Genomic DNA, 15291 nt, shown 5'->3' with positions numbered 1-15291 from the left:
TACAATGCTGGCTTCCCTGATGGGCATATGACCGCATATGCCCGAAGGATGTTTCAGATATTCAGTTTCTGTCAGTATGGGTTAATGGGAGGAACGCTGCTTTCACTGTATTTACGCTTTCTCTCCGGGGGGAAGACTGCCGGGTGGTTAAGGTGGATGCCGGGTTTTACTATGCTTATTCTTTTTGTGCTCGGTAGTGTCCATTTTTATGCCGATTACTTTCTTAGTTCCGGTCAGGGAGGGTAAATAAACGATCCATTCTGTCGCGTGTGATGCCGCATGATGCACGCGCTGGCCTTGAGAGAGGCGTATTACCGTTATTGAACTATCTTTATGGCTCGATCCGGAACAGGAGAGCAGTGATGTCTTATGCAGATGGTTTTGTTGCGGCAGTACCGGCAGAGAACAAGATTGCGTATACAGAGCATGCCAGGCGGGCAGCCGAGGTATTTAAGGAATATGGAGCCTTACGGGTTGTGGAAACCTGGGGCAATGATGTGCCTGAAGGAAAAATGACGTCATTTTCCATGGCAGTGAAAGCGAGGCCGGATGAAACGGTAGTTTTTTCGTGGATATGGTGGCCGTCAAAAGCGGTGCGGGATGCGGGCTGGGAAAAAATCATGGCTGATCCCCGTATGTCTCCGGAAAATAATCCCATGCCTTTTGATGGTAAACGATTAATTTACGGTGGCTTTGACATTATTGTTGATTTATAGGTAGTGTAAGGAATAACTCTTGTTTAATAACCATGCCCAATATCAGGCATAATGGCCCGGTATTGGGTTTTTATTTACCATCTATAGAATGGAATTCTGATGAAGCACTATGTGATAGCGGGCTTATTAACACTGTTTATCCTGCCGGTTGCGGTGGCTGCCACCCTGCCAGAGGGAGCGATCAAAGAAGGCACGCTGTCGAACCAGCAACTGATTCAGGATGCCATGACCGGGGTCGCGGCGGAGGTTGCCACCAGAGGCTGCGGGAGCCCGGAGGATTTTATACCCTATGTGATGGCCATGCCCGAGGGCAGTGTCGGTTCACGGCACTGGCGTGAACTGTGGGTAGTGAAAGGATGTGGCAAGGAATTTCCGGTTGAAATGAACTTTCGTGAAGCCGGCTCAGGTGCGGCAAACTGGAACATTAAGTAAATTAGTGCCGTATGATGCCATCATGATGAGGCCCACTGCCGGAAACCCGGGCTTTTGTATGGCATTTCAGCGGGCAGATGCAGGTAATAACGCGAGGTAAGCAGAGCCACCGATGCAAGCAGTTATTTTTGATATGGATGGGACCCTGATTGACTCAGAGCCTATGTGGAAGGAAGCGGAGAAACAGGTTTTTACCTCTGTGGGGGTGGATGTCTGCGAATCACTGTCTGCCCGGACGGCGATGATGACCACCGCAGAGGTGACCCGGTTCTGGTATGCGCGTTTCCCCTGGTCCGGAAAAACATTGCAGCAAGTGGAACAAGAAGTAATTGACCGTGTCAGCAGCCTGATTGCCAAAAAGGGCACTGCCATGGACGGTGTCAAAGAGATACTGGAATTTTTTAAACACCGGCAGTTCAAAATTGGCCTGGCCACGAATGCGCCGCAGTGTTTGATTCCTGTGGTGCTGGATAAACTGGGTATATCCGGTTACTTTCATGCGGTTTCTTCTGCAGAGCATGAGCCTGAAGGAAAACCACATCCTGCCGTGTACCTCTCCACACTGCGCAAGCTACAGGTTCCGCCTTCCCGTTGTATTGCATTTGAGGATTCCTTTTCCGGTGTGATGGCCGCCAGAAAGGCAAACCTCAGGGTTGTCGCGGTACCGGCGGCGGCAGAATTTGAGCATGACAAATTTTCTCTGTCACACCTGAAAGTCGGCAGCCTTGCTGAGTTTTCTGATGTTCATATTGATCAGCTGGCAAAGAAAGAGAGGGGCTATGTTGTTGAATGAATGGAACGGGGTAGCGGCATCGGTGAACTTTAACCTTGATATTCTTGTCGGGGAATATGCTGCCGTGGTGTCCGGTCAAGCCAGAGTGCTTGATTTCGGGTGCGGATATGGGCGTATTACGGAGCAACTTTATCATTCCGGATTTGAAAATATTGTAGGAGTGGACTCATCAGAGCAAATGATTGCCCGGGGGAGGGAAGACTTTCCATATCTTGACCTTCGGCATTACACCGGGCAGGTACTTCCCTTTCAGAATAATGAGTTTGACGCTGTGGTTGCCTGTGCCGTATTCACCTGCATTACTGACACGCCTTCCCGGGAAAAAACCATAAAAGAACTCTGGCGGGTACTACAGCCCGGCGGGACTCTTTATCTGGCAGAGTTTTGCTCTGAGCAAAGCATCCGGTTCACCTCTGGCTTCGGTATTGCCATGTGGCATAGCCGGGAGCAAGAGCTTCACGATATGCTGGATGGTTTTGATATCATGCTTTCCCGTGTTACGGATGCTTCAACCATCTCGGGGCAGGCCGGTGAGGCCTGTCACCTTATTGCCAGAAAGAGATCATGATTTCCGGCCTGAATGATACCGTTAAAAAGGTAATGATATGATCCGTGTGATGAATCGTGAAGATTTTAAATCATTCTGGCCGGTATTTTCCCGGGTGGTTTCGGCCCGGGAAACCTATGCGTTTGAGCCGGAGATAACACTGGAACAGGCCTATCATCTTTGGTGCGAGTTACCGCTGAAAAGCTATGTGTATATCGATAACGGTGAGGTGCTGGGCTCGTATTATATTAAGCCTAATGCGGCCGGTCCGGGTAACCATGTGTGTAATTGTGGTTATATGGTTGCAGAGCAGGCGAGAGGCAAGGGCATTGCCCGGGCCCTGTGTGAGCACTCCCAGCAACAGGCGACCGAGTTTGGTTTCAAGGCCATGCAGTATAACAGCGTGGTATCTGTCAATGAGGTGGCGGTGAAGCTGTGGCAGAAACTGGGTTTTGAGATTGTGGGCAGAGTGCCCAAGGCTTACCGGCATGCCCGGCTCGGCTTTGTTGATACCTTTGTGATGTATAAATGGCTGGGTACGAGCGACGACTGACGGCCTGCCTGTGGGGCAAGTGCGGCCTGGTTGATGGTTTTATTTTACATAAAATTCCTCGGTGCGAACTATTGGGTGGCTTGTATTGCCCGGGTCGTTCCTGCTCCGGGTTTGATGTTATGCTAAACGGGAAATAGGTATTCATAAAATAGGGCTCGTCATAAGATGACGAATGTTTCCGGGAGTCTGTTAATGAAAAAATCGTTTGCTGTGTTATTGACCGTGTTGCTGGCCGGGTGTTCTGCGGGAGAGCAGCAAGACAGCATGTCTGCAGGAACGGAAGTGATGACGGTGACGGTAGGGCCGCAACAGGCCGACTGTGTTGGGGTGGGCCCGATGAAGTGCCTAGTGGTGGACGGCCAGCTGTTCTATGACCGGATCAGCGGCTTTGAGTTTGAGCCGGGTTATCAGCAGACATTGCAGATAGAGCGGCGGCAGCGTTTTACGCCGGACAATGCGCCGGCCGATGCCAGCCTTTATCAGTACCGGTTGCTGCAGGTACTCGGGAAGCAAAAAGTGATGCCCTGAAGGTGGCGGTGACAGAATGGAACAAAGGCGGGCTGCAGGCCCGCCTTTGTGTTTATTTGCTGTGGCGCTCTTTAAGCTTGTTAATCACGTCGGTTAACTCCAGTCCTTCCTGCTGCAGCAACACGGTGAGGTGGTAGAGCAGGTCGGCGGATTCATTCACCAGCTCGTCCTTGTCGTGCACGGTGGCGGCCAGTGCGGTCTCCACGCCTTCTTCACCCACTTTCTGGGCAATGCGCTTGGTACCCCTGGCATACAGGCTGGCGGTGTAGCTGGACTCGGGATCGGCACCCTTGCGGCTGGCGATAACCTGCTCCAGCTCGGCCAGAAAGGTGAGTGCCGGTGTCTGTTGCTCATTAAAGCAGGACACATTGCCCAGGTGACAGGTAGGGCCTACGGGCTCAGCCATCACCAGCAGGGTGTCGCTATCGCAGTCGGTACTGATGTCTTTGAGTTGCAGTACATGACCCGAGCTTTCGCCCTTGGTCCACAGCCGGTTTTTGGTGCGGCTGAAAAAGGTCACATGGCCGGTCTCCCGGGTTTTGGCGAGGGCGTCACCGTTCATATAGCCCAGCATCAGCACCCGGCCACTGTGGCAGTCCTGCACAATCACCGGCATCAGGCCATCTACCTTGTCCCAGTCCAGCTTGCTTGCATCAATCACGGATCACCACTCCTTCCTGCTTGAGATACTGCTTGAGCTCACCGATATTGATGATGCCCTTGTGAAACACCGAGGCGGCCAGGGCCCCGTCCACGTCTGCGTCCTGAAACGCATCGCGGAAATGCACCATTTCGCCGGCACCGCCCGAGGCAATCAGCGGCACATCACAGATGGCACGTACTTTAAGCAGCTGCTCAATGTCATAACCCTGGCGCACGCCGTCCTGGTTCATAACGTTGAGCACAATCTCGCCGGCACCGCGCTTCTGCACTTCTTCCACCCAGTCGAAGGTGTTCCAGCGGGTCACCTGGGTGCGGCTTTCGTCACCGGTAAACTGGTGCACCTGATATTGGCCGGTGGTGGCGTCATAGTAGGAGTCGATGCCCACTACGATGCATTGCACGCCAAAGGTGTCAGCCAGCTGAGTAATAAGCTCCGGATTGCTGAGGGCAGGGGAGTTGATGGAAATCTTGTCGGCACCAAACTCCAGAATACGGGCGGCGTCTTCCACCGACTTGATACCGCCGGCCACGCAGAACGGAATGTCGATCACTTCCGCCACCCGGCTTACCCAGCTTTTGTCGACCACGCGATCCTGGCTGGAAGCGGTAATATCGTAAAATACCAGCTCGTCGGCGCCTTCGGCAGCATAACGCTGCGCCAGTGGAACGATGTCACCGATAATTTCATGATTGCGGAATTTCACGCCCTTGACTACCTGGCCGTCTTTCACGTCCAGGCAGGGGATTATGCGTCTTGCCAGCATGCGATGGCCTCCTTGACGGTGAATTTGCCTTCCAGCAGTGAGCGACCCAGGATCACGCCGGCCACGCCAGTGCCCTTGAGTGCCTCAATGTCGTCGATGTTGCCGATGCCGCCGGAGGCCTGCCACAAAATGGTGGGATAGCGTGCGGCCAGCTCACGGTAGAGCGCCACGTTGGATCCAGACAGGGTGCCGTCTTTGGAAATATCGGTACACAGCACATGGCACAGGCCGGCGGGCAGGTAATGCTCGAGCAGGGCCTCAATGGTGATGCCGCTGTCTTCCTGCCAGCCGGCAATGGCGATTTTCTTTTCGCCGCCGGCAGTAATGTTGATATCGAGCGCCAGCACAATGCGATCGGGGCCATACTGCTTGATCCAGCCGGCCACCATTTCCGGGTTTTTCACCGCGGTGGAGCCAATCACCACCCGCTGGGCGCCGATGTCGAGCAGGTCTTTTACGTCCTGTTCGGTACGGATACCGCCGCCGATTTGCACCGGCACCGGGGTGTTTTCAATCAGTGTTTTGATCACGCTCAGCTGGCGCTGCTCGCTGTTCTTGGCTCCGTCCAGATCTACCAGGTGCAGCTGGGTGGCTCCCTCGGCCACGTACAAATCAAAACGCTCCTGAGGGGAAACGGTATATTCGGTTTTTTGCTGGTAATCGCCCTGATACAGACGCACCACTTTTCCACCGATCAGGTCTATTGCAGGGATAATCATGTGTTACGGCTCCAAGAAAATGTCTGCTGCTGGGCACTTTTCCTCTTACGACCCATCCGGTCTATGGCGGGAATCATCATTACAGCTCCAGAAAGTTTTTCAGCAGTTGAGCACCGGCGGCACCGGAGCGCTCCGGGTGAAATTGCACGCCAAAGAAGTTTTCCTGGCCAATGGCGGCACTGAAGGTCTGGCCGTGCTGGCTGGTGGCCAGGGTATATTCGCCCACCGGCACCGCGTAGGAGTGCACGAAGTAGAAAAAGCTGCCTTCGGGAATGTCCTTGAACAGCGGGTGGCCGGGCATGGGCGTGATCTGGTTCCAGCCCATGTGGGGCAGGCGGATGCCATCGCCGCCTTCCAGGTGCACACAGTCGGCGTCCACCTTGCCCAGGCAGTCCACGTCGCCTTCACCGGAGTGGTTTACCAGCATCTGCATGCCCAGGCAAATGCCCAGCACCGGCTGATGAAGCTGATCAATCAGCTCCACCAGGCCGCGATCGTGCAGGTTTTTCATCGCTTCCCTGGCGGTGCCCACGCCGGGCAGCAGCAGCTTGTCGGCGGCCAGCACTACCCCGGGGTCACGGCTCACGGTTACTTCATAGCCCAGGCGCTCGACGGCGTAGCGCACCGAAGACAGGTTGGCGCAGCCGGTATCGATAATGACGACCTTCACAGAACCCCCTTGCTCGATGGCAGATCAAAGCCTTCTACCCGAATGGCCTGGCGCAGGGCGCGGCCAAAGCTCTTGAACACGCTTTCCACCATGTGATGGGTGTTGTCGCCGGTCACCTTGAGGTGAATGTTGGCAGCCAGGCTGTCGCTTAAGCTGCGGAAGAAATGCGGCACCATTTCCACGGTGAGATCACCGGCCTTGGGCTGCTTGAACTCGCCTTCAAACTTCATGTAGGGGCGACCGGAGAGATCCAGGGTGACCGCCGCTTCGCACTCGTCCATCGGCAGTACAAAGCCAAAGCGGCCGATGCCTCGTTTGTTACCCAGGGCCTTGCGCAGCGCTTCACCCAGGGCCAGGGCGGTGTCTTCCACGGTGTGGTGATCGTCAATGTGCAGATCGCCGTCCACTTTTACGTTCAGACGGAAACCGCCATGGGTGGCAATTTGATCCAGCATGTGGTCAAAAAAGTGCAGGCCGGTGCTGATCTGGCTGCCGCCGGTCTGATCCAGATCCAGCTCCACGTGAATATCGGTTTCCTTGGTGGTGCGGGTCACCTCGGCGGTGCGGCCGCGACTGGTGAGCCGGGCCACGATCTGGTTCCAGCCCAGATCGTTGTGGCCGTAGTGCAGACCGGGCAGGCCCATGTTTTCGGCCAGCTGCATGTCGGTGTGGCGGTCGCCAATGACCCAGGAGTCGGTAAAGTCGATTTTGCCCTGCTGCAGATAGTCTTTCACCAGGCCGAGCCGGGGTTTACGGCAGGCACAGTCATCGTGCTGAAAATGCGGGCAGATCAGTACGTCGTCAAAGCGTACCCCCTGAGAGGTGAGGATCTGCATCATCAGGTTGTGGGGGGCGTCGAAGTCTTCCTGAGGGAAGCTGTCGGTGCCCAGACCGTCCTGGTTGGTGACCATCACCAGCCGGTAGCCGGCGTTTTGCAGGGCCAGCAGGGCGGGGATGACATTAGGCAAAAACGCCAGCTTGTCGAGCCTGTCCAGCTGCTTGTCAACCGGCGGCTCTTCCACCATGGTGCCGTCACGATCGATAAAAAGAATGCGTTCCTTAGACACTTATTGCTCCTTTTGCAGTACGTTGAGTACCGCGTCCATTTCGGCACGGTTGCCGATGGTGATGCGAATGCAGTCCGACAGACCCGGTCTGCTGGCAAAATCGCGCAATATGATACCGGCGCGACTCATTCGGGCAAACATTTCACTGCCCGGACTGAAACGAACCAGTAAATAGTTGCCGTTGGGGGCAAAGACTTCGCGTACCTGCTGGTGTTGCAGCAGACTGCGGGCCAGTTCATCTTTAAGACGGTTAATCTCATCTACCCGGTTGCGCATCAGTACCAGGCCCTGCTCGCTCAGGGCCTGAGCAGCAATCTGCGCTACCGGCTCGGCCACCGGGTAGGGGGCAATGACCTTGAGCAGCAGACCAATGACCTCCGGGCTGGCCAGGGTAAAACCGCAACGAATGCCGGCCAGGCCAAAGGCTTTGGACAGGGTGCGGATGATGACCAGGTTGTCGTAGTCGGCTAACAGAGCGGCCTGGCTGTGCTCTGGGCAAAACTCGATGTAAGCTTCGTCCACGACCACCAGGGCCCGGCCCCGGGCGGCGTTCAGCAGGCGCAGCAGTCCGTCCCGGTTGACCAGATCGCCGGTAGGGTTATTGGGCGAACACAGAAACACCAGCTTGACCTCATCAAGGCGTTCAATAATACCGTCGAAGTCGGGCTGGCGCTCGGCGGTGAGCGGTACATCTACCACATGAACACCGTTGGTTTCGGCACTGATGGCATACATGCCATAGGTGGGGGAGCTGATCAGGATCCGATCTTCACCGGGTTCGCAGAAGGTGCGGATCAGCAGTTCAATGCCTTCATCACCGCCACGGCTGACCAGAACCTGCTCCGGACTGACACCGGCATAGGCGGCATAGGCCTGAATAACCTGAGGTGGCTGGCACTCGGGATAGCGGTTCAGCCGCTCGCAGTCGAGGTTAAACTTTCCGCTGTCGGCGGCCTCGTTGGCGTTCAGCCAGATGTGCCCCTGACCACCAATACGGCGGGCCGACTGGTAGGGGGTCAGTTGCTGTACTTTGGCGCGGGCCAGTAACGTAGGGCTCATGCTTGTTTCTCCAGTTTTGCCAGTCGCAGGGTAACCGCGTTTTTGTGAGCATCCAGGGTTTCAGTGGCCGCCAGCAGCTCTACCGCCGGGCCGATAGTGCGCAAGCCTTGCGGGCTTAGCTCCTGCACGGTGTAGCGGCGCTGATAGTCGGCCAGCCCCAGGCTGGAACAGGTGCGCGCATAACCGTAGGTAGGCAGGGTGTGGTTGGTACCGCTGGCGTAATCGCCGACCGACTCCGGGGTCCAGGCACCCAAAAAGATGGAACCGGCATTTTTAAGCCGTGGCAGCAGGGCGCGCGGATTCTCGGTCTGCACAATCAGGTGTTCGGGGGCGTAGGCATTGGAAATGCGTGCCGCCTGTTCCAGGTTGCTACAGATGAAAGTACGGCTCTCTGCCAGTGCCTGACGGGCGATGTCGGCCCGGGACAGACTGGCAAGCTGGCGCTCCAGGGCTTCATCGACCTTGACCGCGAAGTCCCGGCTCGGGGTCACCAGAATCACCTGTGAGTCGGGGCCGTGCTCGGCCTGTGACAGCAGATCGGACGCGATAAAATCGGCATCGGCAAATTCATCGGCAATCACCAGCACTTCCGACGGACCGGCGGGCATGTCGATGGCGGCGCCGTCCACGTCACCGGATACCTGTTGTTTGGCTTCGGTGACCCAGGCGTTGCCCGGACCGAAGATCTTGTCGACCTTGGTGACGGTCTCGCTGCCATAGGCCATGGCCGCCACCGCCTGTGCACCACCCAGGGTGTAGATGGCGTCCACGCCGCAGCGGGCAGCGGTATAGACAATGGCATCGTTAATGGGGGGAGGTGAGCATAATACCACCCGTTCACAACCGGCCAGGCGGGCCGGTACCGCCAGCATCATCACGGTAGAGACCAAAGGTGCACTGCCGCCGGGCACATACAGGCCCACCTTGGTGATGGGCTGAAAGTGCAGCTCGCAGCGAACGCCGGGAGCGGTGTCCTGGATGACCGGCACGGGCAGCTGCGCATGGTGAAAGGTTTCAATGTTATTAATGGCAAGCTCAATGGCAGCTTTCAGCTCATCGCTGATCCGCTCGCCGGCGGCGCTGATCTCTGCTTCGGTCAGTTCAAGGCAATCACGCTCAGCCCGGTCCAGGGTGCGGGTGAGCTCGAGCAGGGCGGCATCGCCCCCCTCACGTACCTTATTGATAATGTCGGTTACCTGAGCTTCACGGCCACGTTGTTCCAGGGCAGGCCGGCGCAGTGCAGCGGCCTGCTCGGCCCCACTCAGTTGATTCCAGTCCAGGGTTTTCATGGTTACTCCATCATTTTCTCAATGGGCAGCACCAGAATGGAAGAGGCCCCCAGGGCTTTCAGTCCTTCCATGGTTTCCCAGAACATGTCTTCACTGCTGACCATGTGAATGGCCACCTGATTGGTGTCGCCGGCCAGTTGCATAATGGTGGGGCGTTCGGCACCGGGCAGCAGGTCAATCACGTCTTCCAGTTTGTCTTTGGGGGCGTGCAGCATGATGTATTTGCTTTCCCGTGCCTGCTGCAGGCCCTGAATGCGGGGCAGCAGTTTGTCGACTATCTGTTGCTTGCCGGCTGGCAGCGCGGTGCCGCTCTGGATAAGCACCGCCTTGGAGCGGAAAATAACATCGGCTTCTACCAGGCCGTTGGCTTCCAGGGTGGCGCCGGTAGAGACCAGATCACAGATGGCGTCGGCCACACCGGCACGGGGAGCAACTTCTACCGAGCCGTTCAGCATGACGCTTTTGAACTTCACGCCCTGATTGTCCATAAAGCGCTTCAGCAGCCAGGGGTAAGAGGTGGCAATGCGCTTGCCTTCCAGGCTTTGCGGGCCCTGGTAATCGAAATCGTCGGCCACGGCCAGTGACAGCCGGCAGCCGCCAAAATCCAGGCGTTTGAGTTCGGAATAGTCGGCCGGCTCGTTGGTGGCCCGGCGTTCCATCAGGGTTTCTTCCAGCACATTTTCACCTACCACGCCGAGATCCACCACGCCATCCATGACCAGACCGGGAATATCGTCGTCACGTACCAGCAGCAGATCAATGGGCATGTTTTCGGCGTGGGCAATCAGTCGTTGCTCACGGATGTTGAGCTTGACGCCACAGCCCTTCAGTAGCTTCTGGCACTCTGTGCTGAGACGGCCGGATTTCTGAATGGCGATACGAAGACGGGTGTTATCCAAAGTCATAAGCTGTGTTCCTTGTTGGTAATCTGTGTCCTGAAACGAAAAACCCCCGGAAGCGATGCTTCCGGGGGTCATAAATTCTGTCCTGCTGGAAGCCGCCAAGCGCGAAGTCTTCCAGAAAAAGCATTCTGAAAGACTAATGTCGATGATGATGGTGGTGCTTGGCAGTGTGCAGGATATTCATAATATGGTATTCGGCTGATTCAATTCGTTGAAAACGGATTCACCATAGCAAGTCGGGCCGGCTTTGCCAACCCTGTACAACAAGAAAGTTCATGTCGGGGTCACAAAATCTATTACGCCGGGGCTGAGACTGTGTCCATTTCTTTATTTTTTCATATTAAGTGAATAGTCATTCTTTATGAGGGTGTGGGTTTGGTCATGCCGGCGGCGGCAAGGTTGAGCAGGTAATCTGCAAACAGACGCACTTTTTCCCCTTCACCCAGACGCTCCGGATAGACCAGGTAATAACTGTTGGCGCTGGTCAGGCTGTGAGACCAGGGTACCACCAGCTGACCCGAGGCCAGTTCGTCTTCAATCAGAAAGCGGGGTAGCAGAGCGATGCCGCAGCCGGCCATGGTGGCACGAAGCAGCATGTGAAAGGTTTCAAAGCGGTTGCCCTGGTAGCTATGCTCCGTGGTCAGATCCTGTGCTGCAAACCAGTCATGCCAGCAGCGAGGGCGGGTAGACAGGTGCAGAAGGCGATAGCGCGTCAGCTCCAGGGGGGAGGCCGGTGAATGATTATTCAAAAGCTCTGGAGCGCACACGGGCATCACTTCTTCACCGAACAGCCGATGACATTCCAGGCCGGGCCAACTGCCATGACCGTAGAAAAAAGCGATATCAATGCCTTCCTGCTCCAGGTCAAAGGATTCAACCTTTTCACTGCAGTCCAGGCTGATATGCGGGTAGCGATCGAGAAAGGCACTGAGCCGAGGTGCCAGCCAGCGGCTGCCAAAGGTGGGTAGAGTGGCGACCCTGAGTACATCCCGCTGGTTGTTGTAGGACATGATGTACTGGGACGACATTTCCAGCTGGGCCAGGATCTTGCGTACTTCACCGATATAAATGGCCCCCTCCGGGGTCAGGCACAGAGAGCGTCGCACGCGGCGAAACAGCTTACGGTTAAGAAACGACTCAAGCTGGGCCACCTGCTTGCTTACCGCGCTCTGGGTCAGGCTGAGTTCGTCCGCTGCACGGGTAAAGCTCAGGTGCCTGGCTGAGGCCTCAAAACATTGCATGGCCGTAATGGAAGGTAGGTAACGCATGAATTCGTATATGGCTGTGGAAGCAGGCCGCCAGTATAACCTGTCTGGCGGCCTGAGTACCGGCTGACGCCGGTAAGGGAGTGTGATTTCCCTTTGGTATGGTGCTGTTACGAAGTGGCTACCAGTGCAGGGCGCTGGCGCTGCAGCAAGTAACAAACGGCAATCAACAGCAGACCCGAACCGGAACTGACCACACCGGGCATGATCATGGCAAGACCGGCCGCCAGCAACAGGGCTCTTTCAGGCAGTGAAGACGGGCGAATGAAATAGCCAATCAATGCACTGCTGATGGCCATCATACCGAGCAGGGCGAACACCAGGGCCATAACCAGCTCCGGCAGGTTCACGTCGACCAGCACCAGTATGGGATGGTAGATAAACACATAAGGAATGATAAAGGCACCAATAGCCAGCTTGACCGCGGTGACACCGGTTTTCATCGGGTTTGCCCGGGCGATACCGGCACCGGCATAGGCGGCCAGACACACCGGCGGGGTGATGTCGGCGACGATACCGAAATAGAACACGAACAGGTGCACGGCGATGGGGGCCAGGCCAAATTCGTTGATCAGTGCCGGTGCCGCTATGGTGGCGGTCACGACGTAGTTGGCGGTAGTGGGCAGGCCCATGCCAAGCACGATACAGGCGATCATGGTAAAGATAAGCGCCAGGATCAGGGTGCCGTCGGCCAGGTTAATGATGCCGGCGGCAAACTTGGCACCCAGTCCGGTCATACCGACCACACCGGCAATAATGCCGGCAGTGGCCACGGCGGCGATGACCGGCAGAGCCACGCGGGCACCCTGCTCCAGCAGGGACAGCAGCGACTTTGGTGTCAGCCGGGACTCTTTTCTTACCATGCTGACCAGCAGGGCGGCACCAATGCCGAGCAGGGCGGCGCGCTGGGCGGTAAAGCCGGCGAGGATGGTGCCCACTACCACTACCAGTGGTAGCAGCATATAACCCTGGCGCTTGAGCAGATCAAGTTTGCTGGGCAGTTGCTCTTTCGGGATCCCGAGGATGCCTTGCTTCTTCGCCTCAAAGTGGGCACCGATAAAGATGCCACTGAAGTAGAGCACGGCAGGAATGACGGCGGCCATCATGATCTCGGCGTAGGACACGCCGATGTACTCCACCATGATAAAGGCGGCGGCGCCCATCAGCGGAGGCATGATTTGTCCGCCGGTGGAGGCGGCGGCCTCGCTGGCGGCGGCAAATTCCGGTTTAAAGCCGGCCTTTTTCATCATGGGAATGGTAAAGGAGCCGGAGGCCACAGTGTTGCCGACCGAGCTGCCCGAGATCATGCCCTGAAAGGCACTGGCAATAACGGCTGCCTTGGCGCTGCCGCCGGTATAACGGCCGGTGCAGGCAAAGGCCAGATCGTTAAAGAACTGGCCAACGCCGGTGCGGGTGAGCACGACACCGAAAAACAGGAACAAAAAGATAAATTTGGCAGAAATCTGAATCGGGGTGCCGAAAATGCCGCTTTCTCTAAACCACAGGCTGACTGACACATCGGTCATTTCAAAGCCGGGGTGAGACAAGATACGAGTGGGAATGAAGTTTCCAAACAGGGCGTAGGCAATGGCCAGTCCAGCAACGATGACAATAGGCATGCCCACGGTACGGCGGGTGGCTTCCAGTACAAACAACACACCCAGTACCGCTATGATCAGGTCGACGGTGGAGTAGCCGGTGACGCGAGCACGCAAAATTTCGTCGAAGAACAGGATTTTATAATAAGCCACAAAGGTGGCGACAAAGGCGAGTATGACGTCGTACCAGGCGACACTGGGGCGATTTATGCCCTTGCGGCTGGCCGGATACAGCAGAAATATCATGCCCAGGGCCAGGCCCAGATGAACGGCACCCTGCTTTTGGGTGGGCAGGGTACCAAAATAACCGGTGTAGAGGTGAAAGCCGGTCAGGGTGACCGCAAACAGGGTCACAACCCAGCTCCAGCGGCCGATGTTTTTTCTGAAAGCCGACTCTTTGTCGTACTTTTCGAGCAGGGTGTCCTGTGTATGAGTGTTATTCATTGCAACTATCCATGAACCAAATAAAAAGAGGCGGGCAAACAATGCCCACCTCTCACCGAGTCGGGATCGGTTACTTCACTTTGATGTTATCGAAGGAAGAAACCTTGTTGCCGGCACGGCTGACGATTTGTACCACTTCCGGATAGATCTGGCCGATAAAGGCCGCATTATCTACGGGTGAACCTTCAAACTCGGCCAGGCCTTCGAGTGCGTTGCGAGCGGGAACATGCACAGACATGCCCAGGTCAATTTTGCCATCACGAATGCCGACCAGGTTTTCTATGGAGGCGCTGGTCTCCACGTTGGTGAAGTTGGCACCGGGAATATTGTTGTTCCAGTTGGTGGCGATCTCGCCGCCCAGCGGATAGTAGGTGCCACCCTGGCTGCCGGTGCCAAGGATGAACTCGGTCTTTTCCGACTGTTCGCCAAGTTCGGCTACGGGCAGAGTCACGGTCAGGCCTTTTTCTTCATAGAAGCGCTTGGCACCCGGATGGATCTTGAGGGCGTCACCGCCGTTCAGGGCGTGCTCCAGGGTCAGGAATTTGGCCTGAGAATGGGTCACCTGATCGGCATGGTCGTACATAACTTTGGCCAGCTGATATCCCATTTCTTCGCTGATGGTGCTGGTGTTGGCCATCAAAATGGCGAAAGCGGCGATGGTCTGTACGTCTTCATCCAGGAACTTGTAGCTTGCCTTGTCGATGATGAAACGACGGTAGTCGCTGCTGCCCTCAATTTTTTCGACGACTTCGTCAGACAGGCCCAGCATCACCACGTCACCGGAGGCGGCCTGCAGGCTTTCGATGCTGCCGGCGGGCAGGCCCATAATCCCCATGGAAATATCGATGTTGCCATCCTGAACTCCATCAAGGGCATCGCCGAAGCGTTCCTGGTAGGCATTGAAGTCACCTTCTTCAACACCGTAGGCGCTCAGGACCATCTTGGATACTTTCTGGGTGGTGCTGGCGGCGGGACCAATGGCGATGTTGGCTTTGCTGGCGGCCGTATCACAACCGCTCAGTACGGCGGTCAGAGAAAGCAGGGAAGTGGCCAGTATTGTCTTTTTCATGGGTTCAATATCCTTATCAGCCGGAACGTTTCCATTGCATCGTCAGGGTTGATGACTGGCGTGCTCCGGCCTTGCTGAGAGCTAAGAGTGCACGGAGGTTCCATTATTTTTATATTGAGTTAAAACGAAAAATAGTTGTGGTTTCATTCCATTTTTTCGTGGTTAAGCAGTCTTTTATTTCATTTGCTTGTATTTTTTTGAAAGTTGCAACAG

17 protein-coding genes and 1 other annotated feature are annotated in these 15291 nt (G+C 56.0%); of the genes, 6 read left to right on the top strand and 11 right to left on the bottom strand.

Annotated elements, in window-relative coordinates; all coding sequences use genetic code 11:
- The first annotated feature begins 362 nt into the window (after positions 1–362).
- From B6S09_RS10600 to B6S09_RS10575, 6 genes are all read left to right on the top strand, one after another.
- Positions 363–716: a DUF1428 domain-containing protein gene (locus B6S09_RS10600; RefSeq protein ID WP_094278457.1), complete on the top strand. Its 354-nt coding sequence runs from the start codon at positions 363–365 to the stop codon at positions 714–716.
- Between the two features lie 99 nt (positions 717–815).
- Positions 816–1148: a hypothetical protein gene (locus B6S09_RS10595; protein ID WP_094278456.1), complete on the top strand. Its 333-nt coding sequence runs from the start codon at positions 816–818 to the stop codon at positions 1146–1148.
- A gap of 112 nt (positions 1149–1260) precedes the next feature.
- Complete coding sequence (hxpB, locus tag B6S09_RS10590) at positions 1261–1941, top strand: hexitol phosphatase HxpB (protein WP_094278455.1); 681 nt, start codon at positions 1261–1263, stop codon at positions 1939–1941.
- A complete protein-coding gene (locus tag B6S09_RS10585) occupies positions 1928–2509 on the top strand; it encodes a class I SAM-dependent methyltransferase (protein ID WP_208321733.1) in 582 nt (193 codons plus the stop codon). Before hxpB ends, B6S09_RS10585 begins: the two co-directional genes overlap by 14 nt.
- A 37-nt stretch (positions 2510–2546) precedes the next feature.
- Positions 2547–3041, top strand: coding sequence for a GNAT family N-acetyltransferase (locus B6S09_RS10580; protein WP_094278454.1), 495 nt, complete (start codon positions 2547–2549; stop codon positions 3039–3041).
- A 192-nt stretch (positions 3042–3233) separates the two neighbouring features.
- Positions 3234–3569 carry a DUF4377 domain-containing protein gene (locus B6S09_RS10575; protein WP_094278453.1) on the top strand — a complete coding sequence of 112 codons (336 nt, stop codon included), beginning with the start codon at positions 3234–3236 and terminating at the stop codon, positions 3567–3569.
- A gap of 52 nt (positions 3570–3621) precedes the next feature.
- On the opposite strand, the gene hisIE is transcribed toward B6S09_RS10575, so the two are convergent.
- The 11 genes from hisIE to B6S09_RS10520 form a co-directional block, all read right to left on the bottom strand.
- Positions 3622–4230, bottom strand: coding sequence for a bifunctional phosphoribosyl-AMP cyclohydrolase/phosphoribosyl-ATP diphosphatase HisIE (hisIE, locus tag B6S09_RS10570; RefSeq protein WP_094278452.1), 609 nt, complete (start codon positions 4228–4230; stop codon positions 3622–3624).
- On the bottom strand, positions 4223–4996 hold the full coding sequence (hisF, locus tag B6S09_RS10565) for an imidazole glycerol phosphate synthase subunit HisF (RefSeq protein WP_094278451.1): 774 nt from the start codon (positions 4994–4996) through the stop codon (positions 4223–4225). Before hisF ends, hisIE begins: the two co-directional genes overlap by 8 nt.
- Complete coding sequence (hisA, locus tag B6S09_RS10560; protein ID WP_094278450.1) at positions 4978–5715, bottom strand: 1-(5-phosphoribosyl)-5-[(5-phosphoribosylamino)methylideneamino]imidazole-4-carboxamide isomerase; 738 nt, start codon at positions 5713–5715, stop codon at positions 4978–4980. The genes hisF and hisA overlap by 19 nt, the downstream gene beginning before the upstream one ends.
- Positions 5716–5794: 79 nt before the next feature.
- A complete protein-coding gene (hisH, locus tag B6S09_RS10555; RefSeq protein ID WP_094278449.1) occupies positions 5795–6385 on the bottom strand; it encodes an imidazole glycerol phosphate synthase subunit HisH in 591 nt (196 codons plus the stop codon).
- Positions 6382–7452, bottom strand: coding sequence for a bifunctional histidinol-phosphatase/imidazoleglycerol-phosphate dehydratase HisB (gene hisB, locus B6S09_RS10550; protein ID WP_094278448.1), 1071 nt, complete (start codon positions 7450–7452; stop codon positions 6382–6384). Before hisB ends, hisH begins: the two co-directional genes overlap by 4 nt.
- On the bottom strand, positions 7453–8511 hold the full coding sequence (gene hisC / locus B6S09_RS10545) for a histidinol-phosphate transaminase (RefSeq protein WP_094278447.1): 1059 nt from the start codon (positions 8509–8511) through the stop codon (positions 7453–7455). It lies immediately after the preceding gene.
- Complete coding sequence (gene hisD / locus B6S09_RS10540) at positions 8508–9800, bottom strand: histidinol dehydrogenase (RefSeq protein WP_094278446.1); 1293 nt, start codon at positions 9798–9800, stop codon at positions 8508–8510. Before hisD ends, hisC begins: the two co-directional genes overlap by 4 nt.
- 2 nt (positions 9801–9802) lie before the next feature.
- Complete coding sequence (hisG, locus tag B6S09_RS10535; protein WP_094278581.1) at positions 9803–10699, bottom strand: ATP phosphoribosyltransferase; 897 nt, start codon at positions 10697–10699, stop codon at positions 9803–9805.
- 40 nt (positions 10700–10739) lie between these two features.
- Positions 10740–10863: a sequence feature (His leader region), on the bottom strand.
- A 198-nt stretch (positions 10864–11061) separates the two neighbouring features.
- Positions 11062–11970 carry a transcriptional regulator GcvA gene (gcvA, locus tag B6S09_RS10530; RefSeq protein ID WP_094278445.1) on the bottom strand — a complete coding sequence of 303 codons (909 nt, stop codon included), beginning with the start codon at positions 11968–11970 and terminating at the stop codon, positions 11062–11064.
- A gap of 107 nt (positions 11971–12077) precedes the next feature.
- Positions 12078–14009, bottom strand: coding sequence for a TRAP transporter permease (locus B6S09_RS10525; RefSeq protein ID WP_094278444.1), 1932 nt, complete (start codon positions 14007–14009; stop codon positions 12078–12080).
- A gap of 70 nt (positions 14010–14079) precedes the next feature.
- Positions 14080–15078 carry a TAXI family TRAP transporter solute-binding subunit gene (locus B6S09_RS10520; RefSeq protein ID WP_094278443.1) on the bottom strand — a complete coding sequence of 333 codons (999 nt, stop codon included), beginning with the start codon at positions 15076–15078 and terminating at the stop codon, positions 14080–14082.
- Positions 15079–15291 lie beyond the last annotated feature (213 nt).

Origin of the sequence: Oceanimonas baumannii, assembly GCF_002245495.1 — a bacterium.
Classification (GTDB): Bacteria; Pseudomonadota; Gammaproteobacteria; order Enterobacterales; family Aeromonadaceae; genus Oceanimonas; species Oceanimonas baumannii.
This window is presented reverse-complemented; position numbering and strand designations above follow the sequence as displayed.